This is a genomic window from Hoeflea sp. IMCC20628 (assembly GCF_001011155.1).
GTDB lineage: Bacteria > Pseudomonadota > Alphaproteobacteria > Rhizobiales > Rhizobiaceae > Hoeflea.
Genome location: NZ_CP011479.1, coordinates 1,351,318 through 1,373,394, shown reverse-complemented (window position 1 = coordinate 1,373,394; position 22,077 = coordinate 1,351,318). Strand labels below are relative to the sequence as shown.

Below are 22,077 nucleotides of genomic sequence, written 5' to 3'. Positions count from 1 at the left end.
TCTAACTTGTGGAAGCTTTGGGCGCCGCGCTGGTTTTCCCGGTCACCTTGAGCCAGTTGCCACCATGATCGGGTGACTGAACCTTGATGAAATCGAGCCGGCTCGCCGACACCGGCAAAACTTCCTCGGTGAGGTTGTCGAGCACGAAATCACCCACTCTTGTCCGCACCACCAACACAGTGTGGAACTCTGTTCCGGTATGGGTCATGGCCAGCAGCAGGTTTTCGGGATGAAATCCCTTGCGCATCAACTGTGCCCGTTTTTCGAGAGCATAGTCTTCGCAGTCACCGGCCTTGGCATTCACGTTCCACACTTCGTAGCGGCCATACTGCTCTTCGTCGGTCACAGGCGTGATGGCCAGATTGACCGCCCTGTTGATCTGTTCGAGCACGGCCAGCCTGGCCGGCGGCAAGGCGGTGTGTTTCATCCGCACGCCGCAATCGCGAATATGCCGGGCACAATAATCGACGTGACCATAGGGACGGCTGGTAAAGGTGCCAAGCCTCAACCAACTTGCGGCGGATACAGGAACAGATGTCGCCGACAGCATCAGGGTCGCAAGAGCGGCAGGCAGAAAGGCGGTATTGAACTTGGTCATGATAGTCCTTTCGTTCCCGGTAAGTGTTGCATTGCGGCCCGCCCATTGATGATGACGTAACCGATGTCAGAATATTCAGACAGAAACGGGGCACTCAGGTCAGACCTGATGCCCCGCTGTGTCTGCACGATGTGACTGTGCTTACTGGAAGCGCGGCGAACCATCGTTACCGGCGCGGTCATAGACGACCTGGTCGTTGGACACGTCACCGACCGAAGCGGTTGCGGTGTAGTCAACGCCACCCTGCGGTGCCTGGAAGGACGGCGAACCGTCGTTGCCGGCGCGGTCATAGCTGACCAGATCGTTGGAAGTGCCAATTGCATACGTGGCCGAGCCCTGTGCGGCAGGCACGTCGTAAGCGTCCATTGCTATGGAGTCGGCGAAGGCGCCGGTGGATGCTGCGAGGGTCAGGCCGAGGGCGATGATGAGCTTGTTCATGATAATATTCCTTTGAATTCGGGTCGTGTCTTGGGAGGACAACACATTGATTTTATTTAGGTTCCGGCTCAACGGTGACGGAGCATTGGCTCCGCCACCTGCGAGAACGGCTTACTGGAAGCGCGGCGAACCATCGTTGCCGGCGCGGTCATAGACGACCTGGTCGTTGGACACGTCACCGACCGAAGCGGTTGCGGTGTAATCAACGCCACCCTGCGGTGCCTGGAATGTCGGCGAACCGTCATTGCCGGCGCGCTCGTAGCTGACCAGATCGTTGGAAGTGCCAACAGCATATGGGGCTGAGCCCTGTGCGGCAGGCACGTCGTAGGCGTCCATTGCTGTGGAGTCGGCGAAGGCGCCGGTGGATGCTGCGAGAGTGAGGCCGAGTGCGATAATGAGCTTGTTCATGATGATATTCCTTTGAATTCGGGTCGTGTCTTGGGAGGACAACCTGTTGTTTTGATTTCCGGCTCAGCGGCGGCGGAGCATTGGCTCCGCCACCTGCGGGAGCGGCTTACTGGAAGCGCGGCGAACCATCGTTGCCGGCGCGGTCATAGGTGACCTTGTCATTGGACACGTCGCCGACCGAAGCAGTCGCCGTGTAGTCAACGTCACCCTGCGGTGCCTGGAAGGACGGCGAACCGTCATTGCCGGTGCGGTCGTAGCTGACCAGGTCGTTGGAAACGCCAACAGCGTATGTTGCGGAGCCCTGTGCGGCAGGCACATCGTAGGCGTCAAGTGCTGTGGAGTCGGCGAAAGCGCCGGTGGATGCTGCGAGTGTAAGGCCGAGTGCGATGATGATCTTGTTCATGGTATTTTCTCCGTCGTCATTGTGTTCTTGTTCAAATTTTCATGCGGAACGGCGGGGCGTTGGGAGGCGCTTGTTCGCTGCGTTCCGATGACTTTCAAATGGGCTCGCCCAGATAAAATTGCCAACCACACTTTTGTGAGAACACGTGCTGAAACTATATCTTGAAACCAACGTTGCGAGTTCATAGCAAGGTGGTATTTCGTTATTTTTCAGTATCTTAAGGAAATCAAATTTGTCATGGAGCAGATGACGCGAAACGTGACTGTGCACCACGTTGTGTCCGCAGCGTTCACAAAACGACGTTCAAAATAATAAAAAGCCGACCAAAACCGGCTTTCAGCAGACGTCGTAACAACCCGAGAACAAAATCAGCAATTTTTTAGTCGCCATCGTCAGGCCAAAAATGACCCGTTTGGACGCCAAAACGAATCCCGAACGTCTCTGCAGGCAAATCAGAGTGGATTTAATCCAGCGTTCGCCGGAACCGGGCCAGCGCCAGCGCCATGAACACCGCCACAAAGATCAGCAGCGCCGCCAACGGCGTGGCCACACCCTGCAGGTCGGCGCCCTTGAGCATGACGGCGCGGATAATTCTGAGAAAATGCGTCAGCGGAAAGATTTCACCCAGCGTCTGCGCCCAGGGCGGCATGCCGCGAAACGGGAACATGAAGCCCGACAGCAGCAGCGACGGCAGGAAAAAGAAGAAGGTCAGCTGCATCGCCTGCATCTGGGTCCGCGCCAGCGTCGAAAATGCATAGCCCAGCAGCACCAGCGCCAGAACAAAGATCAGGATGGAGACCAAAAGCAGCGTCAGCGAACCGACAAACGGCACATTGAACAGGAATTTCGCCGCAGTCAGCACTACCACCACCTGAACCCCGCCCACTGCGAGGTAGGGCAACACCTTGCCAAGCATGATCTCGAGCGAACTCGCCGGCATCGCCAGCAGGTTTTCCATGGTGCCGCGCTCGACCTCGCGGGTCAGCGCCATCGAGGTCATCATCACCATGGTCAGTTGCAGGATCACCCCGAGCAGGCCGGGCACGATGTTGTACTGGGTGATGCCTTCGGGATTGTAGAGACGGTGCACCACCACCTCGAGCGCGGCTGTCGATTGCTGCGCGGCCAGCGCTTCGGCCGATTGTTCGCGCAGCAGCGCCTGTGCTGCCACCGTGCCAAGCGTCGAGATCGCGCCTGAGGCCACCGAGGGATCGGTTGCATCTGCCTCGATCAGGATCTGCGGATGATCACCGCGCTGCACCCGCCGGGCAAAATCCGATGGCACGGTGACAACGAATGACACAGCACCCGACTGGATCAGCCGCTCGGCTTCAGCCGCACTCGCCACCACATGGACGAAACGGTAATAACCGGTGTTCTCCATCGCCGAGACCATGGCGCGGGTATAATGGTCCTGGCTGGTCGTCACCAGGGCTGCGGGCAGTCCCTTGGGATCATTGTTGATGGCAAAGCCGAACAGCACCAGCTGCATCAGCGGCACACCCAGCATCATCGCGAAGGTGATGCGATCGCGGCGCATCTGGATGGTTTCCTTGGCGATGATCGCCATCAGCCGGCGAAACGAGAACAGCGCGCTCATGCCATGTTGTCCGTCGATTTGCCCATGAACTGGATGAAGACATCCTCGAGACTGGTGGTTCCCTGGCGGTAAGTCGCCCCGGTTTGCTGGGCCACGCGTGCCACCGCCGGCTCCAGCAATGCCGCGTTCTGACCGACCACATGCAGGGTCAGGCCAAAGGGCGCCACCTGATCAACACCGTCCATGCCCTCAAGCATTTGCGCCGCTTCATTGATCTTGCCGCCTTCGAGGAAGTAGGTGGTCAGCGCCGCGTCGCGGATCACGTCGGGCACCGTGCCGCTGGCCAGGAGCTTGCCATAGGAGATGTAGTGGATCCGGTGGCAGCGTTCCGCCTCATCCATATAGTGCGTCGAGACCAGCACCGTCAGCCCGGCGCTGGCGCGCATGTGGATCTCGTCCCAGAATTCCCGCCGCGCCTTCGGGTCGACACCGGCAGTCGGCTCATCGAGCAACAACAGCTTCGGCTTGTGCATGATGCAGGCGGCCAGTGCCAGCCGCTGTTTCCAGCCGCCTGACAGCGTGCCCGCCAGTTGTTTTCGCCGCGAGGACAGCCCGAGATCCTCCAGCGTATCGCGCACCACCGTCGACACGGGGTCGAGATCATAAAGACGGGCGACAAAGGTCAGGTTCTCCTCGATCGACAGATCCTCGTAAAACGAGAATTTCTGGGTCATGTAGCCGACATTGAGCTTGATAAGCCGGCCCTCGGTGCGGATGTCGTGTCCCAGAACCCGGCCTTCGCCCTCGTCCGGCGTCAGCAACCCGCACATCACCCGGATGGTGGTGGTCTTTCCAGATCCGTTGGGGCCGAGAAATCCGGAAATTTCACCTTCCGCCACCTGCATCGACACATGATCGACCACGGTCTTGTCGCCAAACCGCTTGACCAGCCCGCTGACCTCGATGGCGTTCATTGGCTCTCGCCTTGCAGATCGACATCGACAATCTGTCCCGGCTCCAGCGCCCAGGCATCCGCATCCGGACGCGCCTCGACCAGGTAAACCAGCTTCTGCCGGTTCTCGAGAGAATAGATCACCGGCGGGGTGAATTCGGGATCGGCCGAGACATAGCTGACGGTGGCGCCCATGCCCTCGCCGCAGCCATCGCAATGCACCACAAGGACGCTGCCGACGTGGATGCTCGACAGCGCGAATTCCGGCACATAGACCCGGAGCTTGCGTGCACCGTCGGGCAGAACCGACAACACCGGAGCCTGCGGACCCGCGACCTCGCCGGCGTTGCGGATGATGTCGGAGACGACGCCCGCCAGCGGCACCGACAAAGTGCGCTTCGACAGCCGCCACTCGGCCGATTCCAGCACCGCCTTGGCCTGTTCGACCGCGGCCTGCGCCGCCTTGATCTCGTTGGTGCGCGCCGGTAGCCGCGCCACGGCCAGATTGGCATCGAGCTCGGCAACCTTGGCCTGGGCCAGCTCGACCGCCGTGGAGGCGGAATCATAGGTTGCTTGCGTCGATATCCCCTGCTTCAACAAATCGGCCTGCCTTTGGCGCACGCGCTCGGCCTCGTCGGCCTGGGCCTGGGCGGACCTCAGTGCCGCCGTGATGCTGGCGATTTCCTCCGGCCGCCGGCCCTCTTGCAGATTGGCCAGCTGGCTCTCGGCCTGCGCCAGCCCGGCTTCGGCCTGGGCAACGGCGATCTCCGCATCGCGCCGTTCCAGCCGTCCCAGCGGCTGTCCGGCGATAATCTGGTCGCCGCGCCGGACATTGATCTCGACGATCTGGGCGACCTCGATCGGCGCCACCAGCACATATTCACCCTCGACATAGCCGACAGCCAGCGGACCGGCGCCGTTGCAGGCGGCAAACAATCCGGCAAGCAGCGGAAGCGAACAGAGAAAGGATATCATCGGACTGGTTTCCTGGTGGTGGCGACAAAGGCGCGGATATTGCCGAGAATGACGGTCTTGATCGCCGTGAGTTCGTCCGGCCCGGGATGCTTCCATTCCATCCGCCTGGCAACGATGGCATGGCCGATGCGGAAATAGACGACCTGGCCGGCTATGCTGAAAGTGCCAAGGCGGATCAGGTCGCTTTCGGGATCCTGGCCGGTGGCCAGTCCCAGAAGCGTGCACAGGCTGCGATGCACCGGCAGAATGAAATCGGCATAGACCTTGTCGAACACCGGACCGGGAATGCCCATTTCACGCACCATGAAGCTGGCAATGTCGCGCGCCTCGACCTGCCCGAGCATGAAATCGGCCACGCCCATGATCACCCGCTCGAATGCCGCTTGCGCCGCCGCCGGATCGTCGTGCGCGTCGATCGACTGCAGAAACGGGAGCACCACGGCCTGAATCCGCCCGGCCACCATTTCGGCACAGGCCAGCCGCAAGCCGTCCTTGCCGCCAAAATGATAGGCAATGGAGGCGATATTGGCATTGGCCGCGGCAGCGATCTCGCGGGTCGAGGTGGCATCCACCCCCTTGGTGCCGAACAGTCGCACGCCTGCCATCAGCAACGCCATGCGGGTCTGGTCTCCGGCTTTTCCGGTCTGGGCTGAGAGTTTCGGCGGCACGGCAATCCTCACTGGCAGGTGTGACTGCCACGATGATAGCGCAGAGAAATAATTAATCAATCGATTGATTGAATAACGTCTCCCGCGGCCTCCATGGTTCCCGCCGCGACCGGCTTAGCTGCCAGCCTGCTCGTCAGCAAACACCCTGCGCAATTCGGTCTTGAGCACCTTGCCGTAATTGTTCTTGGGCAGTTCGGACACAAAACGGTAGACCTTCGGCCGCTTGAACCGGGCGATCGAGCCAAGACAATGCTGATCAAGCTCCGCCGCATCCGGGGGCGCGTCCAGATCTGTGACCACAAAGGCCAGAATGCTTTCGCCCCACTCGGCATCGGGCACGCCGACGACGCTGACCTCGCGGACGCCGGGATGGGTCAGCAAGGCCTCCTCCACCTCGCGCGGATAGATATTGGTACCGCCGGAAATGATCACGTCCTTGGACCGATCTTTCAGCGTCAAAAACCCGTCCGCATCAAGCGCGCCCATGTCGCCGGTCCAGAGCCAGCCATCACGCAGCGCTGCAGCGGTGGCATCAGGATCGCGCCAGTAGCCGGACATGACCGGCGTGCCGCGCACCAAGATCTCGCCGGTCTCTCCCGTGGCCATGACATTGCCCGCATCATCAACAATGCGGACTTCGACACATGATTGTGCCGTGCCCACCGAGGCCAGCCGCTCGCGCCAGCGCGGATGGGTGCGATCAGCTACCGAAGCGCGATCAAGTGCGGTGATCGTCATAGGGCTCTCACCCTGGCCATAGATCTGGCAGAACCGCGGCCCCAGAACCTCGACCGCCTCAACAATGTCGGCCAGATACATCGGCCCGCCGCCATAGACGATGGTGCGGATCCCTTCCCCGGTTTCGCCAAGCTCCCGGGCAGATGCAACCAGCCGCTTGACCATGGTGGGAGCGGCAAACATGTGGATGTCGCCGAGGCTGCGGGCCAGCGCAAAGATCTCATCCGGATCGAAACCACCCGACAGCGGCACGACGTGGCGTGCGGCCTTGAGCACGTGCTGCAGACAATAGAGCCCGGCGCCATGGCTCAGTGGCGCCGCATACAAGGCCGCATCGCTCGCATGCACCGCATCGACATCCGCAAGATAGGAAAACACCATCGCCTGCATATTGGCATGGCTGATCATCACGCCCTTGGGGCGGCCGGTGGTGCCCGAGGTGTAAAACAGCCACGCCATGTCCGATCCTTCCCGCGCCACGTGGGCTGCAAGCGGTTGGCTCTGTCGCAAGGCCTCGAAGTCCACGCCCGCCAGATCAATCAGCACAGGCATAGGCTGCGCCAGCGCCCCGGTCAGTTCCGCCCCAAGCGGTGCGGTGCAAAACACCACCGACGCACAGGAATTGGCAATGATATAAGCGGCCTCTTTGGGATGAAGCTTGGCGTTGATCGGCACGATGGCAGCGCCTGCAAACCAAGCGCCGAACATCGCTTCCAGATAGGCGGGCGTATTTTTGGCAAAGATCGCCACCCGGTCCCCCGGCTTGACACTATGATGCTCGCGCAGGCCCGCGCCGATAGCCGCAGCATTTTGGGCAAAGCCGCGATAATCAGCAATCTGTTGAGCGCCTGAAAACAATGCCGGATGGCCGGGATATTTCCGGCCGCTGCGCGCCAGCCATTCCGCGACATTCATGATTCTCTCCCCAATCCTCAGTGCAGAAACCATCGCGCCGACACCGGCAAATGGCAATGCACCACGCGGCAAGGGGCATGTCTCAGTCGCGGATTTTTCGCATCATCAGCCAGTGATAAAGCCGGGGCGACAGCCGGTTGATCAACCAGCCAAGCGTCGCCACCCGTCCCACCGGGACAAAGCGTCTGCCGCGCCGCCAGCCATCGAGAATGATTTCGGCGGCCCGCTGCGGGCTCATCTCGTCAAAACCGTCCGTCGCAGCCCCCGGCCTGCCGATACCATCCGTCCCGGCGTCAAGCCGTCCCGAATTGGTGGCCACGAAGGAGGGCGCGGCAATCACAACCTTTACGTCATGCTGCGCTTCTTCCGATGCGAGCGAAGAGAAGAAGCCGTTGAGCGCGTGCTTGCTCGCCGCATAGGCGGTGCGTTTGCAAAGCGGCGCGAAGCCCGCCACCGAGGAGATCGCCAGATGCGTCCCCCTGCCCGCCCGTACCGCGTGCAACAGACCCGACGCCACCCGCACCGAGCCGAAATAATTGATCTCCATCACCCGCCGCTGCGAGGCCAGCGTGGTCTCCGAAAACAGGCCGATCTGGGTCACCCCGGCATTGTGGATGACCAGATCAATGGCCGGATAATCGGCTGAAATCCCGGCGCAGACCGCGGCCACCGCGGCTTCATCGGTCAGGTCGCAGCGGACCCGCTCCACCCGGTCACTCGCCGGGGACAAAGTCGCCAACGCCGTTGGCAGATCGACCAGCACCACTTGCCAGCTCTCCGCCACCAGTTGAGCGGCAAAGGCCTGACCCAGCCCTCCCGCGCCGCCGGTGATCACCGCCACCGGGCTCACAGTCCGGCCGCCTTCTTCCACAGATCAAAAGTCTCGGCGCTGGTCAATTCCGGCTGATAACCGAACACCGTCTTCAGCGCGGTGTTGTCGAGCACCGGGCGGTATTGCAAAAACCGCACCTGTTCCGGTCCATAGCGCGACACACCGAGCGGCTTGGCCACGGCAAGTGCGGCCTTGAGCAACCAGGCCGGCAGCGCCATCACCGGCTTGCCGAGACTGGCCGCAATGTCATGCACCGACAGCGCGCCATCACCGCAGACATTGAAGATACCGGCCGGACCGTTCGTGGCGGCGCGCAACAGGATGCGGGCCAGATCGCGGGTCCAGATGAACACGAACGGGCTGTCCGAGCCGTAAACCGCGATCAGCTTGGGACGGTGAAACAGTTCGGTGATCTGGTTTTCAAGCCCGGCGCCAAGCACGGTGCCGACACGCAGCACCACCTGCTCGACATCCGGGTGAGTGACGCGCGCCCGCGCCAGCATCTCCTCGACCTGCCGCTTGTGGTCGGAATAGGCAAATTCACTGTTGCCGCGCAGCGCGTCGGTCTCGTGGAGCGGCACCGGATTGTCGGCATGGTAGCCATAGGCCGCCCCCGACGAGGTCACCACCAGCCGCTCGACCCCGTGGGTGATCGCCGCGTCGAGAACATTGCGGGTGCCCTGGACATCGACATCATAGGCAAATTTCCGGGTCATGCCGCGCGTCGGCGAGACGATCGAGGCCAGGTGAATGATCACATCCGGGTTAAACGCTTCCACCAAGCGGCCGGCATCGTCGCCGCGCACGTCGAGTGTTTCAAAAGCAACGCCTTCGGGCAGTGCCTGCGGCCGCCGCACATCGGTCGCAAGTGTTTCGCAACCCGACGCAGCCAATTCTTCGAGAAGCACCTGCCCGACAGCCCCCGCAGCACCCGTAACCAGTACCCGGCTCATCGCTTCGCCTCGCTGCGCGACCAGAGGCTGGCGAGCGCCAGTCCGGAAATCGCATGCCAGATGCCCCAGAACGCCGCAGCCACCGCCATGCCGCCAAGTCCGCCGAAGAAGGCGAAGATCAGCACCAGGCCAAGACCCGAATTCTGGATGCCGGTCTCGATGGTGATCGCCCGCCGGTCATAATCGGAAAGCCGCATCACCGTGGCCGTCAGATAACCGCCCGACAGCGCCAGCGCATTGTGCAGCACCACCAGCCCGGCAACTGCGGCCACATAGGCGAGGAAAAAGCTCCAATTGGCAGCCAGCGCCAGCACGATGAAGCCGATGAAGATCGCCATCGACAGTCCTTGCATCGGCTTGCGGATGCGCGCCGCCAGCTTGGGCTTTTGCACATTGAGCACGATCCCGAGGATCAAAGGCAGCACAAGCATGAAGAACACGGTGATGGCGATGGACACAGGATCCAGCGTGGTTGTTCGCAACAGCGCCCGCGTCGGTTCGTAGAGATTGCCCCAGAACGCCACATTGAGCGGCGTGAACAGGATCGCGGCAAGAGTGGCCACCCCGGTCATCGACACCGACAGCGCCGCATTGCCACCGGCGCGATGGGTGATGAAATTGGAAATATTGCCACCCGGACAGGCCGCCACCAGGATCAGCCCCAGCGCAATCGACGGCTGTGGATTGGTGACCAATAACATCAGGTAGGTCAGCGCCGGCAGCACCAGGAACTGCGACACCATGCCGGTCAACAGCGCTTTCGGCGCCCGCAGCAGTGCGCGGAAGTCGGATGGCCGCAGATCCAGCGCGATCGAGAACATCACAATGGCCAGGATGGCATTGAGCAAGGTCAGGCTTTCCGGGCTGAAATTCAGCCGTACGGCATCGATTTCGGTCATTTGCCATTCCCCTTGAGAGCCGCGATCCAGCTGGTCACGGCGGTCCGGTAGGTGGCCTTGTCGACATAATAGGCCATGCGCGGCAGATCGATATACTTCATCCCGCCGGTTGCCCGGGTGAACCCGGCGCCCTTTTCTTCCTTCAACGCCTTGGCTGCCATGATGCCCGATTTGAGCCCGGCAATATAGCGCGCCACCATCTCGGCCTGCTCATGCCGGCCCTGCCAGCCGAGCCCCGAGGCCTCGACCATGCCCAGCACAAACACATCGTCACGCTCGGGATGCAGACAATTGAGGAACAGATGCGGCGCATCGCCCTGCCAGTTCAAGAGCGCCTTGTCGATGAACGGGTAATGCAGGCTGTATCCGGTCGCCGCCAAAACTAGATCGTAATCGGCTTGGCCGCCATCCTTGAAATGCACCGTATGGCCGTCAAAGCGATCGATGTCGGGCTTGACCGTGATGTCGCCATGACCGGCATGAAACAGGATCAGCGAATTGACAACCGGGTGGGATTCGTAAAGCGCGTAGTCGGGCTTCGGAAAGCCGTATTTCGCCGGATCGCCGGTAAACCATTTCAGGATCATGCCATCGACGCGGCGCTTGAGCCACATCGGCAGTTTGATCGCCCCGCCCATCGTGTCGGCGGGACGGCCGAAGACATATTTGGGCACGAAATAATAGCCGCGCCGCATTGAGATGTCGCAGCTCTTGCCGTGATGGATCGCATCCACCGCAATGTCGCAGCCCGAATTGCCGGCACCAATGATCAGCACCCGCTTGCCCTTGAAGATTTTGGGATCGCGATAGGCGCTGGAATGGATCAGCTCTCCGGCGAAATCCCCCTTGAACTCCGGCATGTTTGGCTCGGACAGGGTGCCATTGGCAATCAGCAGTCCGGCAAACTCGCCCTCGTGCTCCTTGCCCTCTGCATCGCGCCAGACCAGACGCCATCCGTCAGCGGACTTGCCCATTGGCACGGCAGACATCACTTCTGTATTGAACAGGAAATGATTCCTTATTCCATAGTGATCGGAAAATTTCTGAAAGTAGGACTTGAGCTCGCGGTGTGACGGATATTCCGCCACCCGGTCTTCCATCGGAAAATCCGCAAATTCGGTCATCTTCTTCGACGAAATCAGATGCGCGGTCTCGTACATGGTCGATTTCGGACCATCGATGTCCCATAGCCCACCGACATCGGAATGCAGCTCAAACCCTTGAAAGGCAATGCCCTGCTCGATCAGTGTCTTGGCCATCGCCAGCCCCATCGGCCCGGCGCCGATCAGCGCATAGCGCGACTGGCTGTCTTGGCTCGCGGCCGGATTTTCGCCTGCCGGTGTCAATTGCGTGTCCAACTGTCCCCCTCCCCTGGTTCAGTCGATTATCTCTTCCACCTACAATTGAACGATCGTTCATAATAAGGCAAGATGAATCATGAGCGAAATTTCAGATGCCCCCAACCCGCCACGCCGCCGCGCCATTTCGCAGCGGGCCCTGGCCACCAGTCTGAGTATTCTCGATGCGGCTGAAATCCTGTTTGCCGAGCGCGGCTATGACGGCGCCTCGGTGCGCGACATTGCCGCTAGCGCTGGCGCGCAACTGGCGTCAATCAGCTTTCACCATGGCGGCAAGGAAGCATTGTTTGAGCGCGTCGTCGAGCGACGGGCATCACAATTGTCGCAGTTGCGGCTTGAGGCGCTGGCAGCGCGGAAAGCCAAAGACGAGCCACTGACGCTCGACGCCGTGCTGTCGGCCTTCCTGCGCCCCTATCTGGAAAAGGCCGGCGCCGGCGATCCGCAATGGCTGGCCTATGCAAGGCTGGTGGCCATCGTTTCGGCGGATGCTCGCTGGCACGCGATTTCGGAGCGCTGCTTCGACCCCACCGCCGGTGCCTTCATCAGCGAGATCGCAAAACTGTTCCCCAAAGCGGATCAGGCCACGATCGCCGTAGCATTCGTGTTCTCGGTCTCGGCCATGCTGTCGCTGTCAACCTCGACCTGGCGCATCGAAGCGCTGTCGGCGGCATCTGGCCAGCAGGCTGCAAAACACCGTCTGGCCGATGATCTGGTCCGATTCTGCGAAGCAGGTATGCGCGCCGCGATCAGCGGTTGATGCCCAGCACTGTCACGGCAGAGCCGGTGTCGCTTCCCGAGCGTTCTTTGAGGCCCCCGCCAGCAGCCACTCGCAAAACACCCTGACTTTTGCACGCCGCATATGGCTGTGAGGGCAGACAAGCCAATAGCCGATGTCGCTTTGCACGGCGAGATTGAACGGCCTGACCAGCCGGCCCGCCTTCAAATCCTCGACTACCGCGGAATGGCTGACCAGGGCCACGCCATCGCCGTTGATCGCAGCTTCGATCGCCATGCTTTCAACCGTGAATCTCGGGCCACGCTTGACGTCGATGTCGTCAAGTCCGGCCGCCTTGGCCCACATCCGCCAATCGGGTGATTGCAAGGTCAGAGCCCCCCACTCGACATGCAGCAGCCGATGGTTCTTCAGATCCTCGAGCGAGCCCAGGGGCTTTGCACCGCTCATCAGCTTCGGACTGCACACCGGACTGACTTCTTCGCCAAAGATTCGGTCCACATGAAGCCCCGGATAATCCCCCATCCCGAGGCGGATGCTCACATCGATGCCGTCGCGTTGAAAGTCGCGGGTCTCCAGCGAGGCGTCGAGCCGCACATCAATGTCCGGATACTTGTTCGAAAAATCCGTCAGTTGATGGACCAGCCATTTGATCGCGAAGGTCGGGGCACTGCTCACGGTCAGCAAGCCGGTTTCCTCCTCGAGAGCCAGGCGTTCGACCGCTTCTGCGAGCCTGTCAAAACCTTCCGTTACCAAAGGCAGCACGGTCTTGGCTTCTTCGGTCAACTGCACCGCTCTTGTCATGCGGTGAAACAGCGGAATGCCGAGGTAGGCCTCCAGCTGCTTGATTTGCTGGCTGATTGCAGCCGGGGTAACGAAAAGCTCCTCCGCAGCCTTAGTAAAACTCAACCATCTGGCCGCAGCTTCAAAGGCTTGCAGTGATTTTAGTGGAGGCAACCGGCGCATACAGGATTTCCAATCGTGGACAAATAAGTTTTTCTTATTCATCGAGATAGAAATCACCGTTTGTCCAGCCTGTCAAATGCAGGCTAGATGAGACCATAGACCTGATGTCAAATCCAACCTTGGAGACAAACCAATGAACGCCCAGCTTCCAAACCAGTCAGTCGCGCTTTCGCTTATTTTTTCCCGGGCAGCTTACCGGGCTGTGGTTGGCATCGAAACCATTTTGCATTCTGGCGCCAAAATGCTTCGGTCGGCCAAGTAACAGCCACTGCGCCTGCTGCTCCGGTTGTTAACCCGGGGCCTTTGCATCCACCGAGAACAATCACTTTTGGCCTGGGGCGAACATAAGCTCCTGGCCAAGATCCATGCGTTGAATATGCTGTTTAGACGGTTTTGGGCGTAGCACAGACCTGAGCGCTATTCGCCGGTCTGATCCTCGGCGTCATGCTTCTTGCGGATCGAGCGCACCACCATCCAGGTAAATCCGATGGCAATCGGCACGAACAGCGCCGAGGCCAGGCCGGACTTGATCGGCAGGCCAAAGCCGTCCAGCGGCTTGGCCAGATAGCCGAACAAGCCGACGATATAATAGGAAATGGCGGCGACCGAGAGCCCTTCCACGGTCTGCTGCATGCGCAGTTGCAGCTTGACGCGGCGGTTCATCGAACTCAACAGCGCACTGTTTTGCTGCGCCAGCTCGACATCGATCCAGCTGCGCAACAGCGTGGTGGCGCGTGACAGCTTGCGCGACAGATTGGCCTGACGTTCTTCGATCGACTGGCAGGTGCGCATTGCCGGTGCCAGCCGCTTTTCCAGAAACGCGCCGATGGTCTCGAACCCCGGCTGCTGGGTTTCATCCAGCGAGGCAATGCGCTCGCGCACGATGTCGTAATAGGCGCGGCTCGCCCCGAACCGGTAAAGGCTGAGTGCCGCGCCGGCTTCCAGCTCGGCAGCAAGGCCGGTGATGTCCGACAACAGGCTGTCGGCATTTTCGCGCGCGCCGGTCTTCATCGCCTGGGTGATTTTTGTCAGACTGTCCTCGATCCGCCGCATTTCCGGCGACAACGACCGCGCCAGCGACAATCCGATCGTTGCCAGCGTCCGGTAAGTCTCGATGTCCAGCAGCCGCTGCACCACTGCGCCGCGGCCGGCATCGGTCATGCCCTTGTCGATCACCAGAATCCGGGTCAGGCCGTTGCCATCCTGGCGGAAATCGGTGGCGATCATCGCCTGCCCACCCTTGACCTCGCTCAGACACAGGCTGGTCGGATCAAAACTGTCCATCGCCGCTTGCGTCTCGGCCGAATCCGCCCGCACCTCAAGCCTGATTCCGGAGATCATGCTGCCTGGCGCCGAGAACTGGTCACCAAAAGGATGCGTGTCGATGCTGTCGCCAAACCGCGCTGGCGCCGGCGCATCCCAGAAATAGGTGGAAAATTCCGTGTGCCGCTCCCAGCGCAGCGTGCCCTGACCCCACCCCATGGAAAAATGCGCGGTATCACGGCCGGGCACCGCCACGCCGCGGGCGCGTGCCAGTTCGGCCAGCACCGCATGATCGACCACCGCGCCGCCTTCGGTCAGAAACGCCAGCTGAAAGATCACCCGCGACTGGCCCACCAGCGCATAGGGCCGCGCATGGATCTCGCCCAGCGCCTCGGCCCGCCCCGCAGCCATCGGAAATGAAAATCTGCCCATGCTCTGCTGTCCCTCTCAATCCGCCTCTCGATGCGCGCCTAAACATTGCATTAATTCTATGTATAAAGCGCTTACCAACCAGATCAAAGCGACAATTCAGCGCTCACACGCCTCGATCCGCACTGGCACCTCCGCGTCGGCGCCAAGTTCCATGCACTCAACCGCATGACACAGGTTCCAGCCAGACACTGTCGCACCGGACGCGGCCAGCACCAGTTCCGGCACCAATGGCAACTCCGGGGTCCATACCCACCACCCGTTCTCTAGCTTCGCACCCTCGCCCGGATCCATGCCCGCACCAGAGCCCTTGACCCGCGCTTCGGTCAGTTCCAACCCGCCTGGCGTCACCCGCCAGTCCTCACGCCACTCGGTCTTCTCAACCGAATGGGTCCAGGACAGGCTGAAGATCCCCGTGGCGATGACGATCGCTTTGCCAGCAGCAGCGACGCACAGCGCAAGTCCCATCTAGGCCAGTGCCTCGCTGGCGCGCATTTGCCTGTATGCCAGAAACGCGAAAGCAGCCGCCAGCGCGAAACCAATCTCGTCGGTCAATTGCACGGAGGCAACGAGCGTGAAGGCCGCAACCATCGCCAGACCGCGCATCGGCCAGCCGAGCCGGCTGCCAAGGAACCCGATCACGGCCGCGCCCCACAGTCCGATAGCCAGCGTTGTCTTGGCAACCACATAGATGACCGCAGGCACATAGCCGATCTCGGCCGCCAGCGGCCCGCCATCCTGCAGCATCAGCGCCGGGGTGTAGACTGCCATGAACGGAATGACGAAGCCAGCGGCTGCCACCTTGATCGCCTCCATCGAGATTTTCAGCCCGTTCTCCTTGGCAATCGGCGCGGCTGCAAAACAGGCCAGCGCCACCGGCGGTGTCAGATCCGCCAGAATGCCGAAATAGAACACGAACATGTGGCTGACGATCAGCGGCACGCCAAGCTCCAGCAGCGCCGGACCGGCAATCGACGACGTGATGATGTAGTTGGGGATTGTCGGAATCCCCATCCCCAGCACGATGCAGGTGATCATCGTCAGCACCAGCGACAGGAACAGACTGTGCGCACCGACTGAAACGATGAACTGACCAAACGTATTGGCGGCCCCCGTTAGCGTCATGGTACCAATGATGATGCCGACAACGGCGCAGGCGACGCCCACCGGCAGTGCGGTTTTCGCCCCTTCGGCCAGCGCATCGCGGCAGATTACAAGTGTCTCCCGCCCGCCCTTGCTCAACGCGTTCCAGGCCACCAGTGCCAGCACGGCGGCGAGGATCACCATAATGCCGAACTGCAGAAAGGCCGCGGCAATGAGGCCAAGCCCGACCCAGAAGATGATCCGGATCACCCCGGCTGGCAGTCCCAACGCGATTGAACCGCCGAGAATGAGCAGCACCGTCAGCGCCAGTCCGACGGTTCCGGCGAACAGCGGCGTGTAACCCGAAAACAGCAGATAGATCAGCATCAACAGCGGCAACACAAGGAACCACTGTTCTTTCAGCGCCTTCAAGGGCGATGGCAATTCATCCTTCGGTAGGCCGACCAGATTGTGCCGTCCGGCTTCCAGATGCACCATCCAGAAAGCCGAAGCGAAATAGAGCACGGCTGGAATGATCGCCGCCTGGACGACTTCGTAATATTCAACGCCGAGAGTCTCGGCCATGATGAACGCCACCGCGCCCATCACCGGCGGCATCAGCTGCCCGCCCATTGAGGAGGTTGCTTCCACCCCGCCGGCAAAGGCCGAGCGGTAGCCGAACTTCTTCATCAGCGGAATGGTGAATTGCCCGGTGGTCACCACATTGGCGACGCCGGACCCGGAAATCGTGCCCATCAGCCCCGATGAGATCACCGAGACCTTGGCTGCCCCGCCGCGCTTGTGGCCGACCAGACCCAGCGACACGTCGGTGAACAGCTGGATCATGCCAGCCTTCTCGAGGAAAGCGCCAAACAGGATGAACAGGAAAATGAAGCTCGAAGAGACAAAGATCGGGATGCCGTAAATGCCTTCGGTGCCATAGGCCATGTGGTCGATGACCTGGGCGAAATCATAGCCGCGGTGATCCAGCGGCGCAGGCAGATATTCGCCGAACAGGCAGTAGGCCAGGAACGCGCCGGAAATGATCGGCAGCGCCGGCCCCATGATCACCCAGGCTGCTGCGAACACTGTTGCGAGCGCAATCACGCCGAGCACGATATCGCGCTCCAGCGGATCGCCGGCGCGCAACAGCAGTTCGGTATATTCATACCACTGATAGAAGGCGACAACGACGCCGAGACCGCCTGCGATCCAGGCAATGGTCTTGACCGCCGGACCGGATTTGCGCGCCAGCGCGATCAGAGGGAATGTCAGCAACATCAGAAAGCCGACATGGAACGCCCGCACGATCTGGCTGGCGAAATCAACAATATGGGCTGCCGTGGCAATCTGGAAAACCGAGAAAACCAACGCGATCCAGAACAGCAATCGCCCTTCGCGTGTGGCCGGAAAACTTTCAGCCAATGGATCATGCAGGCTCAGATCGGGTTGCCCCTCCGGCATCTGATGCGGCGTCTGATCATGAAGCATGCGGTATCCTCCCCAAAACGCAAATACCCGTGGCGGCCCTCTACTGAGGTGCCGCCACGGTCAAATGATGATGCTAACCGAACTTGCGTCCGGTCTTACATCATGCCTTTTTCTTTGTAGTAACGCTCTGCACCGGGATGCAGCGGTACAGGCATGCCGTTGAGCGCATTCTCGAGCTTGATCTGCGCAGCAGCTTTGTGGGCGGCTTCCAGTTCAGGCAGGTTTTCAAACAGCTGCTTGGTCATCTCATAGGCGAGATCGTCGCTGACATCGGAATGCGTGACGAGGAAGTTGACCACGGCCACGGTCTGAACATCGGCGTCCTGGCCAGTGTAGGTGCCTGCGGGAATGGTCGCGGAGATGTAAGGTGCGCCAAGGGCTTTGACCACATCTTCAGGCACGGCCACCAACTGCACATCGATCGAAGTCGACAGATCCTTGATCGACGAGACGCCAAGACCAGCCGACTGCAACGTCGCATCCAGCTGACGGTTCTTGATCAGCTCGACCGATTCCGCAAATGGCAGATATTCGGTCTTCGACAGGTCCTCATAAGACATGCCGGCCGCTTCAAAGATCTTGCGCGCGTTGAGTTCTGTGCCCGACTTGGCCGCTCCGACCGACAGGCTCTTGCCCTTCAGGTCAGCGAAATTGGCGATGCCCGAGTCCTTCGACGCCACGATCTGGATGTAGTTCGGGTAGACGGCTGAAATGCCGCGCAGCTTGTCGAGCGGTGCCTTGAAGCCTGCATCCGCATCGCCTTCCCAGGCCAGCTTGACGGAATCGCCGAGCGCCAGGGCCAGTTCGCCCTTGCCCTGCTGCAGCAGGTTGAGGTTTTCCACCGATGCCTTGGTCGACTGCACCTGCGTGCGCACGCCATCGATTTTTTCAGCATAGATCTTCGACAGGCCGACGCCGAGCGGATAATAGACGCCCGAAGTGCCGCCGGTCAGGATGTTGACGAACTGGTCGGCGGCCTTGGCCGGCGCCAGCGACAGCCCCATGGCCGTCGCGGCCAAAAGGGTTACAAAGCTTTTTCGATTGATGTTGATCATCAGGATTTTCCTCCGTGTTCTAAGACATGTAAAGCGCTCTTCTCCACACCACTTTGCCACTGCATGTTGCGAGCAAAGAGCGTGCCGTATTCAGCCTTACAGGATTTCCGCAGCTTGGCCATACCCGAAGCCGAGAACCGCCGATTTCTTGCCAGATGGCAGGCAGCTACTGGCAAAAACACATGTGATGCAATGCAGGCTGTTTGTCCAGATGTCTGGTAATAATCCCACATCTCCCAAAGCAAAGGTCTGCCAATTCCAGCACCGTGTACGCATGAGGTAGCTCGGTTTACACATCTCTGTCATCCGGTTTCTCAGGAGAGGCAGCATGGAACAATTCACCGGCAGTTGCCTGTGCGGCGAGGTCCGGATTGTGGCGTCGGGCCTCCCCTACCGCGTGGGCCTTTGCCATTGTCTGGACTGTCGCAAACATCATGGCGCGCTTTTCCACGCATCCGCGGTGTTCCCTCAGGATGCAGTGACAATAGAGGGCGAAACACGCGACTACACCGGCCGGCATTTCTGCCCGAACTGCGGGTCGACAGTTTTCGGAAGCAGCGGAGACGAAATCGAGATCAATCTGGGCTCCCTGGATGCGCCTGACCAACTCAAGCCGACCTATGAACTCTGGATCAGCCGTCGCGAGTCCTGGTTGCCACCGTTTCCGCTGAGCCGACAATACGCACGCAATCGCGGCACAACAGACCGGTCCGAGGTCTGACCGACACCAACGGGAAGACGGCTGAACCGCATGGCGGTGAGATCAGGCGGTTTTTACAACCTTCGTGACGCGCTTGGCGGCTTTGGTCTTGGTAATCTTCAAATCGTCTTAAGGAGAGTCCGATGTCAGGTTCTGGTGGTGTTAGTCGTGACCATGATCGATCCTTCCCGCAAAAGCTGACATTCGCCTTGATTCATGGCTGTATCGCCGCACTGTGCCTGTGGCTGGCATTCGGTGCCTATGATTGGCTTAACCCGATGCGCGCGCGCCTTCTTGCTTTTTGCGCAGTCCTTTACTGGGCGCGACACTGCGTGACGCTGTTTGTTCTCCTCAAGCGGCAGGTCGCATTGTCCGAAGTTTTTGGCCTTTTGCTGTTCATGGCCAGTTTTGAAATCGGCTTTCTGCTGTTGGGGGCAGGTATTCTTGATGATACCCCTACGCCTTTGGGCAGCATGGATTGGGTTGCGCTCGCGCTGGTTCTTCTCGGATCCGGTTTGAACACGGCTTCCGAATTCCAACGATGGAAGTGGAAGAAACAGCCTGCTGCAAAAGGCCACTGCTACACTGAAGGATTGTTTGGTTATTCCATGCACATCAACTATTTTGGTGACGCGATATTGTTCACCGGATGGGCAATTCTGGCAGCATCGATCTTCGCTTGGGCCATCCCCATCTTTGTGACTGCCGGCTTTGTGTTGTTTCACATCCCGGCATTGGATAAATATCTGGCGGCCCGTTACGGCGCTGAATTTGAACGATACGCGGCCAGCACCGCCAAATTCATTCCGTTCATCTACTGAGCCGACATGCGGCCCGACCAGCCCTGCCCGGTTCTACCAACTTGGCGCTGATGTGCCCAGCTTCCCGGCTGGCCGGTCCCAACCCATCGCCGCATTGTCGAGCCGGATCGGCGGAAGCAACCGCAGCGCCGGACCCCAATCCGTCTGCTCCCACTCATCGGCATAATCCGCCCGCTCCGGCTTGCCGATCCCTCCGGCTTCCGGTTTTTGCGGATAACGAGTGAGAAAACCGCCCACACCGGCCAGCGACGTCCGCCACCACGATCCGGTCGCCTGTTTGTGGCGCAGCGTCAGCCCGCGCATCACCGCCGCGGCAAGCAGATACCCGGCACCATGATCCAGTGCCTGAACCGGCAGCGGCACCGGCCTGTCCGCGCCTCCAAGCGCCATCCCGGCTTGCGTTATACCGCAACTCATCTGCACCAGACTGTCAAAGCCGCGCCGGCCCGACCATGGTCCGCTCCAGCCATAGGCGTCCAGCGACACATCGATCAGCCCCGGATTGAGCTGCCCGCGCACCTCGCCGCCCAATCCCAAAGCCTCCAGCGCGTCAGGACGGTAGCCATGCACAAGCACGTCGGCCTCGGCCAGCAAGTCCTTGAAACGCTCGCGATCACTTGCATTTTTCAGATCAAGCCGCGCGCAGCGCTTGCCCGGCGTCACCTCCGGTATCACCGCCCCCTCGTCCCATGCCGGCGGATCAACCCGCAGCACATCAGCACCAAATCCGGCCAGAAACCGAGTTGCCACCGGCCCCGCCAGAACCCGTGTCAGATCCAGAATTTTTACGCCCGCAAGCGGCCGTGACACATCGAAATCGGCTGCAAAGTCCGGCGCGCCTGCCCCCATGTCCATCCGCATCAGAGGTTCCGCCAACACCGCCCGGCCCTGCGGGTGATCGGCCCATTGCTGCCGGTTGCGCATCGCCGCCGCACATCCGCCATTGGCCACGATCGACAACTCGAGATCGTCGGCCCGCAATGTCGCCACCACGGCAGCAACAGCGTCACGTTCAGGCGCGGTTCCCAGCACACTCAGCGCTGCCACGCGATGACGCGGCGCATTGGTGTGCAGCCGGATCCATCCATCCGCGGTCGCGTAATCCCCCGCAATGGCATCCCAGACCGGCGGCAACTCCCAGCCTTGCGGTGCGATGGAAAAGCCGAACCATAGCGAGGCCAGCCGCCGGTCGACACTGACATCTGGAATCCTGCCCGACCGCGCCCCGGTCCATTCGGCAAGCGCCGATCCGGCCGTGGCAATCGCGGCAGCTGCAAAATCGCTCACAGCAAAGACTGACGGCAACGAGCCCTCGCCCTTGACATGCACCTTGTCGATCAGATCGGGCTCGCCGCCAAGGGCACCCCACAATGCGGACATCATCCTTTCGGTCCTGGCACTGTCACTGCTTGAGTGTTGTGGCATCACAGAGGTCCTTTTTCCGGTCAGGCCGTCACACAAGCTATAAATCCGGAATTCGTCAATGTTGATTGATCAACCAACCGAAAGCATCATTGACCACGCACCCAGCCATTGCCTCGCGCAAAGCCCGACCTGCATGTCCACGCATGAATGCTTTTCCCCGCTTGTGAACGCAGCCGGATACTGGCACCTTGCTTTGGCATGATTCACACTGCATGGAGAGGAAGCACATGGCCCACAAGTTCGAAATCTACAAGGACAAGGCCGGCGAGTTCCGGGTTCGATTCAAATACAACAGCGAAGTGATGTTTTCGACGGAAGGCTATTCGAGCAAGGCCAGTGCGCAAAACGCCATCGACTCGATCAAGAAAAACGGTCCGGGAGCGCCCACCGAAGACAACAGCTGAGGCATAGTCAGGGGACCGTTGCTTTGGTCG

General features: G+C 60.5%; 23 protein-coding genes. 4 read left to right on the top strand and 19 right to left on the bottom strand.

Annotated elements, in window-relative coordinates; all coding sequences use genetic code 11:
* Position 1: 1 nt before the first annotated feature.
* The 13 genes from IMCC20628_RS06430 to IMCC20628_RS06370 form a co-directional block, all read right to left on the bottom strand.
* Positions 2 to 598: a transglutaminase-like cysteine peptidase gene (locus tag IMCC20628_RS06430; RefSeq protein WP_047029526.1), complete on the bottom strand. Its 597-nt coding sequence runs from the start codon at positions 596 to 598 to the stop codon at positions 2 to 4.
* 141 nt (positions 599 to 739) lie between these two features.
* On the bottom strand, positions 740 to 1,036 hold the full coding sequence (locus IMCC20628_RS06425) for a hypothetical protein (protein WP_047029525.1): 297 nt from the start codon (positions 1,034 to 1,036) through the stop codon (positions 740 to 742).
* A 111-nt stretch (positions 1,037 to 1,147) separates the two neighbouring features.
* On the bottom strand, positions 1,148 to 1,444 hold the full coding sequence (locus IMCC20628_RS06420; RefSeq protein WP_047029524.1) for a hypothetical protein: 297 nt from the start codon (positions 1,442 to 1,444) through the stop codon (positions 1,148 to 1,150).
* Positions 1,445 to 1,550: 106 nt separating this feature from the next.
* Positions 1,551 to 1,847 carry a hypothetical protein gene (locus IMCC20628_RS06415; protein WP_047029523.1) on the bottom strand — a complete coding sequence of 99 codons (297 nt, stop codon included), beginning with the start codon at positions 1,845 to 1,847 and terminating at the stop codon, positions 1,551 to 1,553.
* Positions 1,848 to 2,310: 463 nt separating this feature from the next.
* Positions 2,311 to 3,447, bottom strand: coding sequence for an ABC transporter permease (locus tag IMCC20628_RS06410; RefSeq protein WP_047029522.1), 1,137 nt, complete (start codon positions 3,445 to 3,447; stop codon positions 2,311 to 2,313).
* The gene (locus IMCC20628_RS06405; RefSeq protein ID WP_047029521.1) at positions 3,444 to 4,361 is read right to left on the bottom strand and encodes an ABC transporter ATP-binding protein; all 918 of its coding nucleotides are present in this window, start codon (positions 4,359 to 4,361) and stop codon (positions 3,444 to 3,446) included. The genes IMCC20628_RS06410 and IMCC20628_RS06405 overlap by 4 nt, the downstream gene beginning before the upstream one ends.
* Positions 4,358 to 5,311 carry an HlyD family efflux transporter periplasmic adaptor subunit gene (locus IMCC20628_RS06400; RefSeq protein ID WP_047032324.1) on the bottom strand — a complete coding sequence of 318 codons (954 nt, stop codon included), beginning with the start codon at positions 5,309 to 5,311 and terminating at the stop codon, positions 4,358 to 4,360. The genes IMCC20628_RS06405 and IMCC20628_RS06400 overlap by 4 nt, the downstream gene beginning before the upstream one ends.
* Positions 5,311 to 5,982 carry a CerR family C-terminal domain-containing protein gene (locus IMCC20628_RS06395; protein WP_156174427.1) on the bottom strand — a complete coding sequence of 224 codons (672 nt, stop codon included), beginning with the start codon at positions 5,980 to 5,982 and terminating at the stop codon, positions 5,311 to 5,313. The genes IMCC20628_RS06400 and IMCC20628_RS06395 overlap by 1 nt, the downstream gene beginning before the upstream one ends.
* A gap of 114 nt (positions 5,983 to 6,096) precedes the next feature.
* Positions 6,097 to 7,635 carry an AMP-binding protein gene (locus IMCC20628_RS06390; RefSeq protein WP_047029519.1) on the bottom strand — a complete coding sequence of 513 codons (1,539 nt, stop codon included), beginning with the start codon at positions 7,633 to 7,635 and terminating at the stop codon, positions 6,097 to 6,099.
* 82 nt (positions 7,636 to 7,717) lie between these two features.
* Positions 7,718 to 8,485, bottom strand: coding sequence for an SDR family NAD(P)-dependent oxidoreductase (locus IMCC20628_RS06385; RefSeq protein ID WP_197078403.1), 768 nt, complete (start codon positions 8,483 to 8,485; stop codon positions 7,718 to 7,720).
* Positions 8,482 to 9,420, bottom strand: coding sequence for an SDR family oxidoreductase (locus IMCC20628_RS06380; protein WP_047029518.1), 939 nt, complete (start codon positions 9,418 to 9,420; stop codon positions 8,482 to 8,484). The genes IMCC20628_RS06385 and IMCC20628_RS06380 overlap by 4 nt, the downstream gene beginning before the upstream one ends.
* The gene (locus IMCC20628_RS06375; RefSeq protein WP_047029517.1) at positions 9,417 to 10,319 is read right to left on the bottom strand and encodes a bile acid:sodium symporter family protein; all 903 of its coding nucleotides are present in this window, start codon (positions 10,317 to 10,319) and stop codon (positions 9,417 to 9,419) included. Before IMCC20628_RS06375 ends, IMCC20628_RS06380 begins: the two co-directional genes overlap by 4 nt.
* Positions 10,316 to 11,677: an NAD(P)-binding domain-containing protein gene (locus IMCC20628_RS06370; RefSeq protein WP_197078402.1), complete on the bottom strand. Its 1,362-nt coding sequence runs from the start codon at positions 11,675 to 11,677 to the stop codon at positions 10,316 to 10,318. Before IMCC20628_RS06370 ends, IMCC20628_RS06375 begins: the two co-directional genes overlap by 4 nt.
* 79 nt (positions 11,678 to 11,756) lie before the next feature.
* On the opposite strand from IMCC20628_RS06370, the gene IMCC20628_RS06365 reads away from it, so the two are divergent.
* Positions 11,757 to 12,434: a TetR family transcriptional regulator gene (locus IMCC20628_RS06365; protein WP_052766326.1), complete on the top strand. Its 678-nt coding sequence runs from the start codon at positions 11,757 to 11,759 to the stop codon at positions 12,432 to 12,434.
* 12 nt (positions 12,435 to 12,446) lie between these two features.
* Here IMCC20628_RS06365 and IMCC20628_RS06360 read toward each other — a convergent pair whose 3' ends face one another.
* The 5 genes from IMCC20628_RS06360 to IMCC20628_RS06340 all read right to left on the bottom strand — a co-directional run bounded on the left by IMCC20628_RS06360 (position 12,447) and on the right by IMCC20628_RS06340 (position 18,697).
* Entirely contained in the window at positions 12,447 to 13,433 is a 987-nt protein-coding gene (locus IMCC20628_RS06360) for a transcriptional regulator GcvA (RefSeq protein WP_156174426.1), read from the bottom strand.
* A 360-nt stretch (positions 13,434 to 13,793) separates the two neighbouring features.
* Positions 13,794 to 15,071 (bottom strand): DUF3422 family protein, encoded by a 1,278-nt coding sequence (locus IMCC20628_RS06355; protein ID WP_047029514.1) that lies wholly within the window; start codon positions 15,069 to 15,071, stop codon positions 13,794 to 13,796.
* Between the two features lie 96 nt (positions 15,072 to 15,167).
* Positions 15,168 to 15,536 carry a DUF1850 domain-containing protein gene (locus IMCC20628_RS06350; RefSeq protein WP_047029513.1) on the bottom strand — a complete coding sequence of 123 codons (369 nt, stop codon included), beginning with the start codon at positions 15,534 to 15,536 and terminating at the stop codon, positions 15,168 to 15,170.
* Entirely contained in the window at positions 15,537 to 17,642 is a 2,106-nt protein-coding gene (locus IMCC20628_RS06345) for a TRAP transporter permease (protein WP_245307888.1), read from the bottom strand.
* A gap of 95 nt (positions 17,643 to 17,737) precedes the next feature.
* Positions 17,738 to 18,697 carry a TAXI family TRAP transporter solute-binding subunit gene (locus tag IMCC20628_RS06340; protein WP_047029512.1) on the bottom strand — a complete coding sequence of 320 codons (960 nt, stop codon included), beginning with the start codon at positions 18,695 to 18,697 and terminating at the stop codon, positions 17,738 to 17,740.
* A gap of 328 nt (positions 18,698 to 19,025) precedes the next feature.
* On the opposite strand from IMCC20628_RS06340, the gene IMCC20628_RS06335 reads away from it, so the two are divergent.
* Positions 19,026 to 19,418 (top strand): GFA family protein, encoded by a 393-nt coding sequence (locus IMCC20628_RS06335; protein ID WP_047029511.1) that lies wholly within the window; start codon positions 19,026 to 19,028, stop codon positions 19,416 to 19,418.
* A 122-nt stretch (positions 19,419 to 19,540) separates the two neighbouring features.
* Positions 19,541 to 20,218, top strand: coding sequence for a DUF1295 domain-containing protein (locus IMCC20628_RS06330; protein ID WP_047029510.1), 678 nt, complete (start codon positions 19,541 to 19,543; stop codon positions 20,216 to 20,218).
* A 33-nt stretch (positions 20,219 to 20,251) separates the two neighbouring features.
* On the opposite strand, the gene IMCC20628_RS06325 is transcribed toward IMCC20628_RS06330, so the two are convergent.
* The gene (locus IMCC20628_RS06325; protein ID WP_245307887.1) at positions 20,252 to 21,601 is read right to left on the bottom strand and encodes a CoA transferase; all 1,350 of its coding nucleotides are present in this window, start codon (positions 21,599 to 21,601) and stop codon (positions 20,252 to 20,254) included.
* A 269-nt stretch (positions 21,602 to 21,870) separates the two neighbouring features.
* Here IMCC20628_RS06325 and IMCC20628_RS24625 point away from each other — a divergent pair, with 269 nt between their 5' ends.
* Positions 21,871 to 22,047 (top strand): YegP family protein, encoded by a 177-nt coding sequence (locus IMCC20628_RS24625; RefSeq protein ID WP_082128038.1) that lies wholly within the window; start codon positions 21,871 to 21,873, stop codon positions 22,045 to 22,047.
* Positions 22,048 to 22,077: the final 30 nt, after the last annotated feature.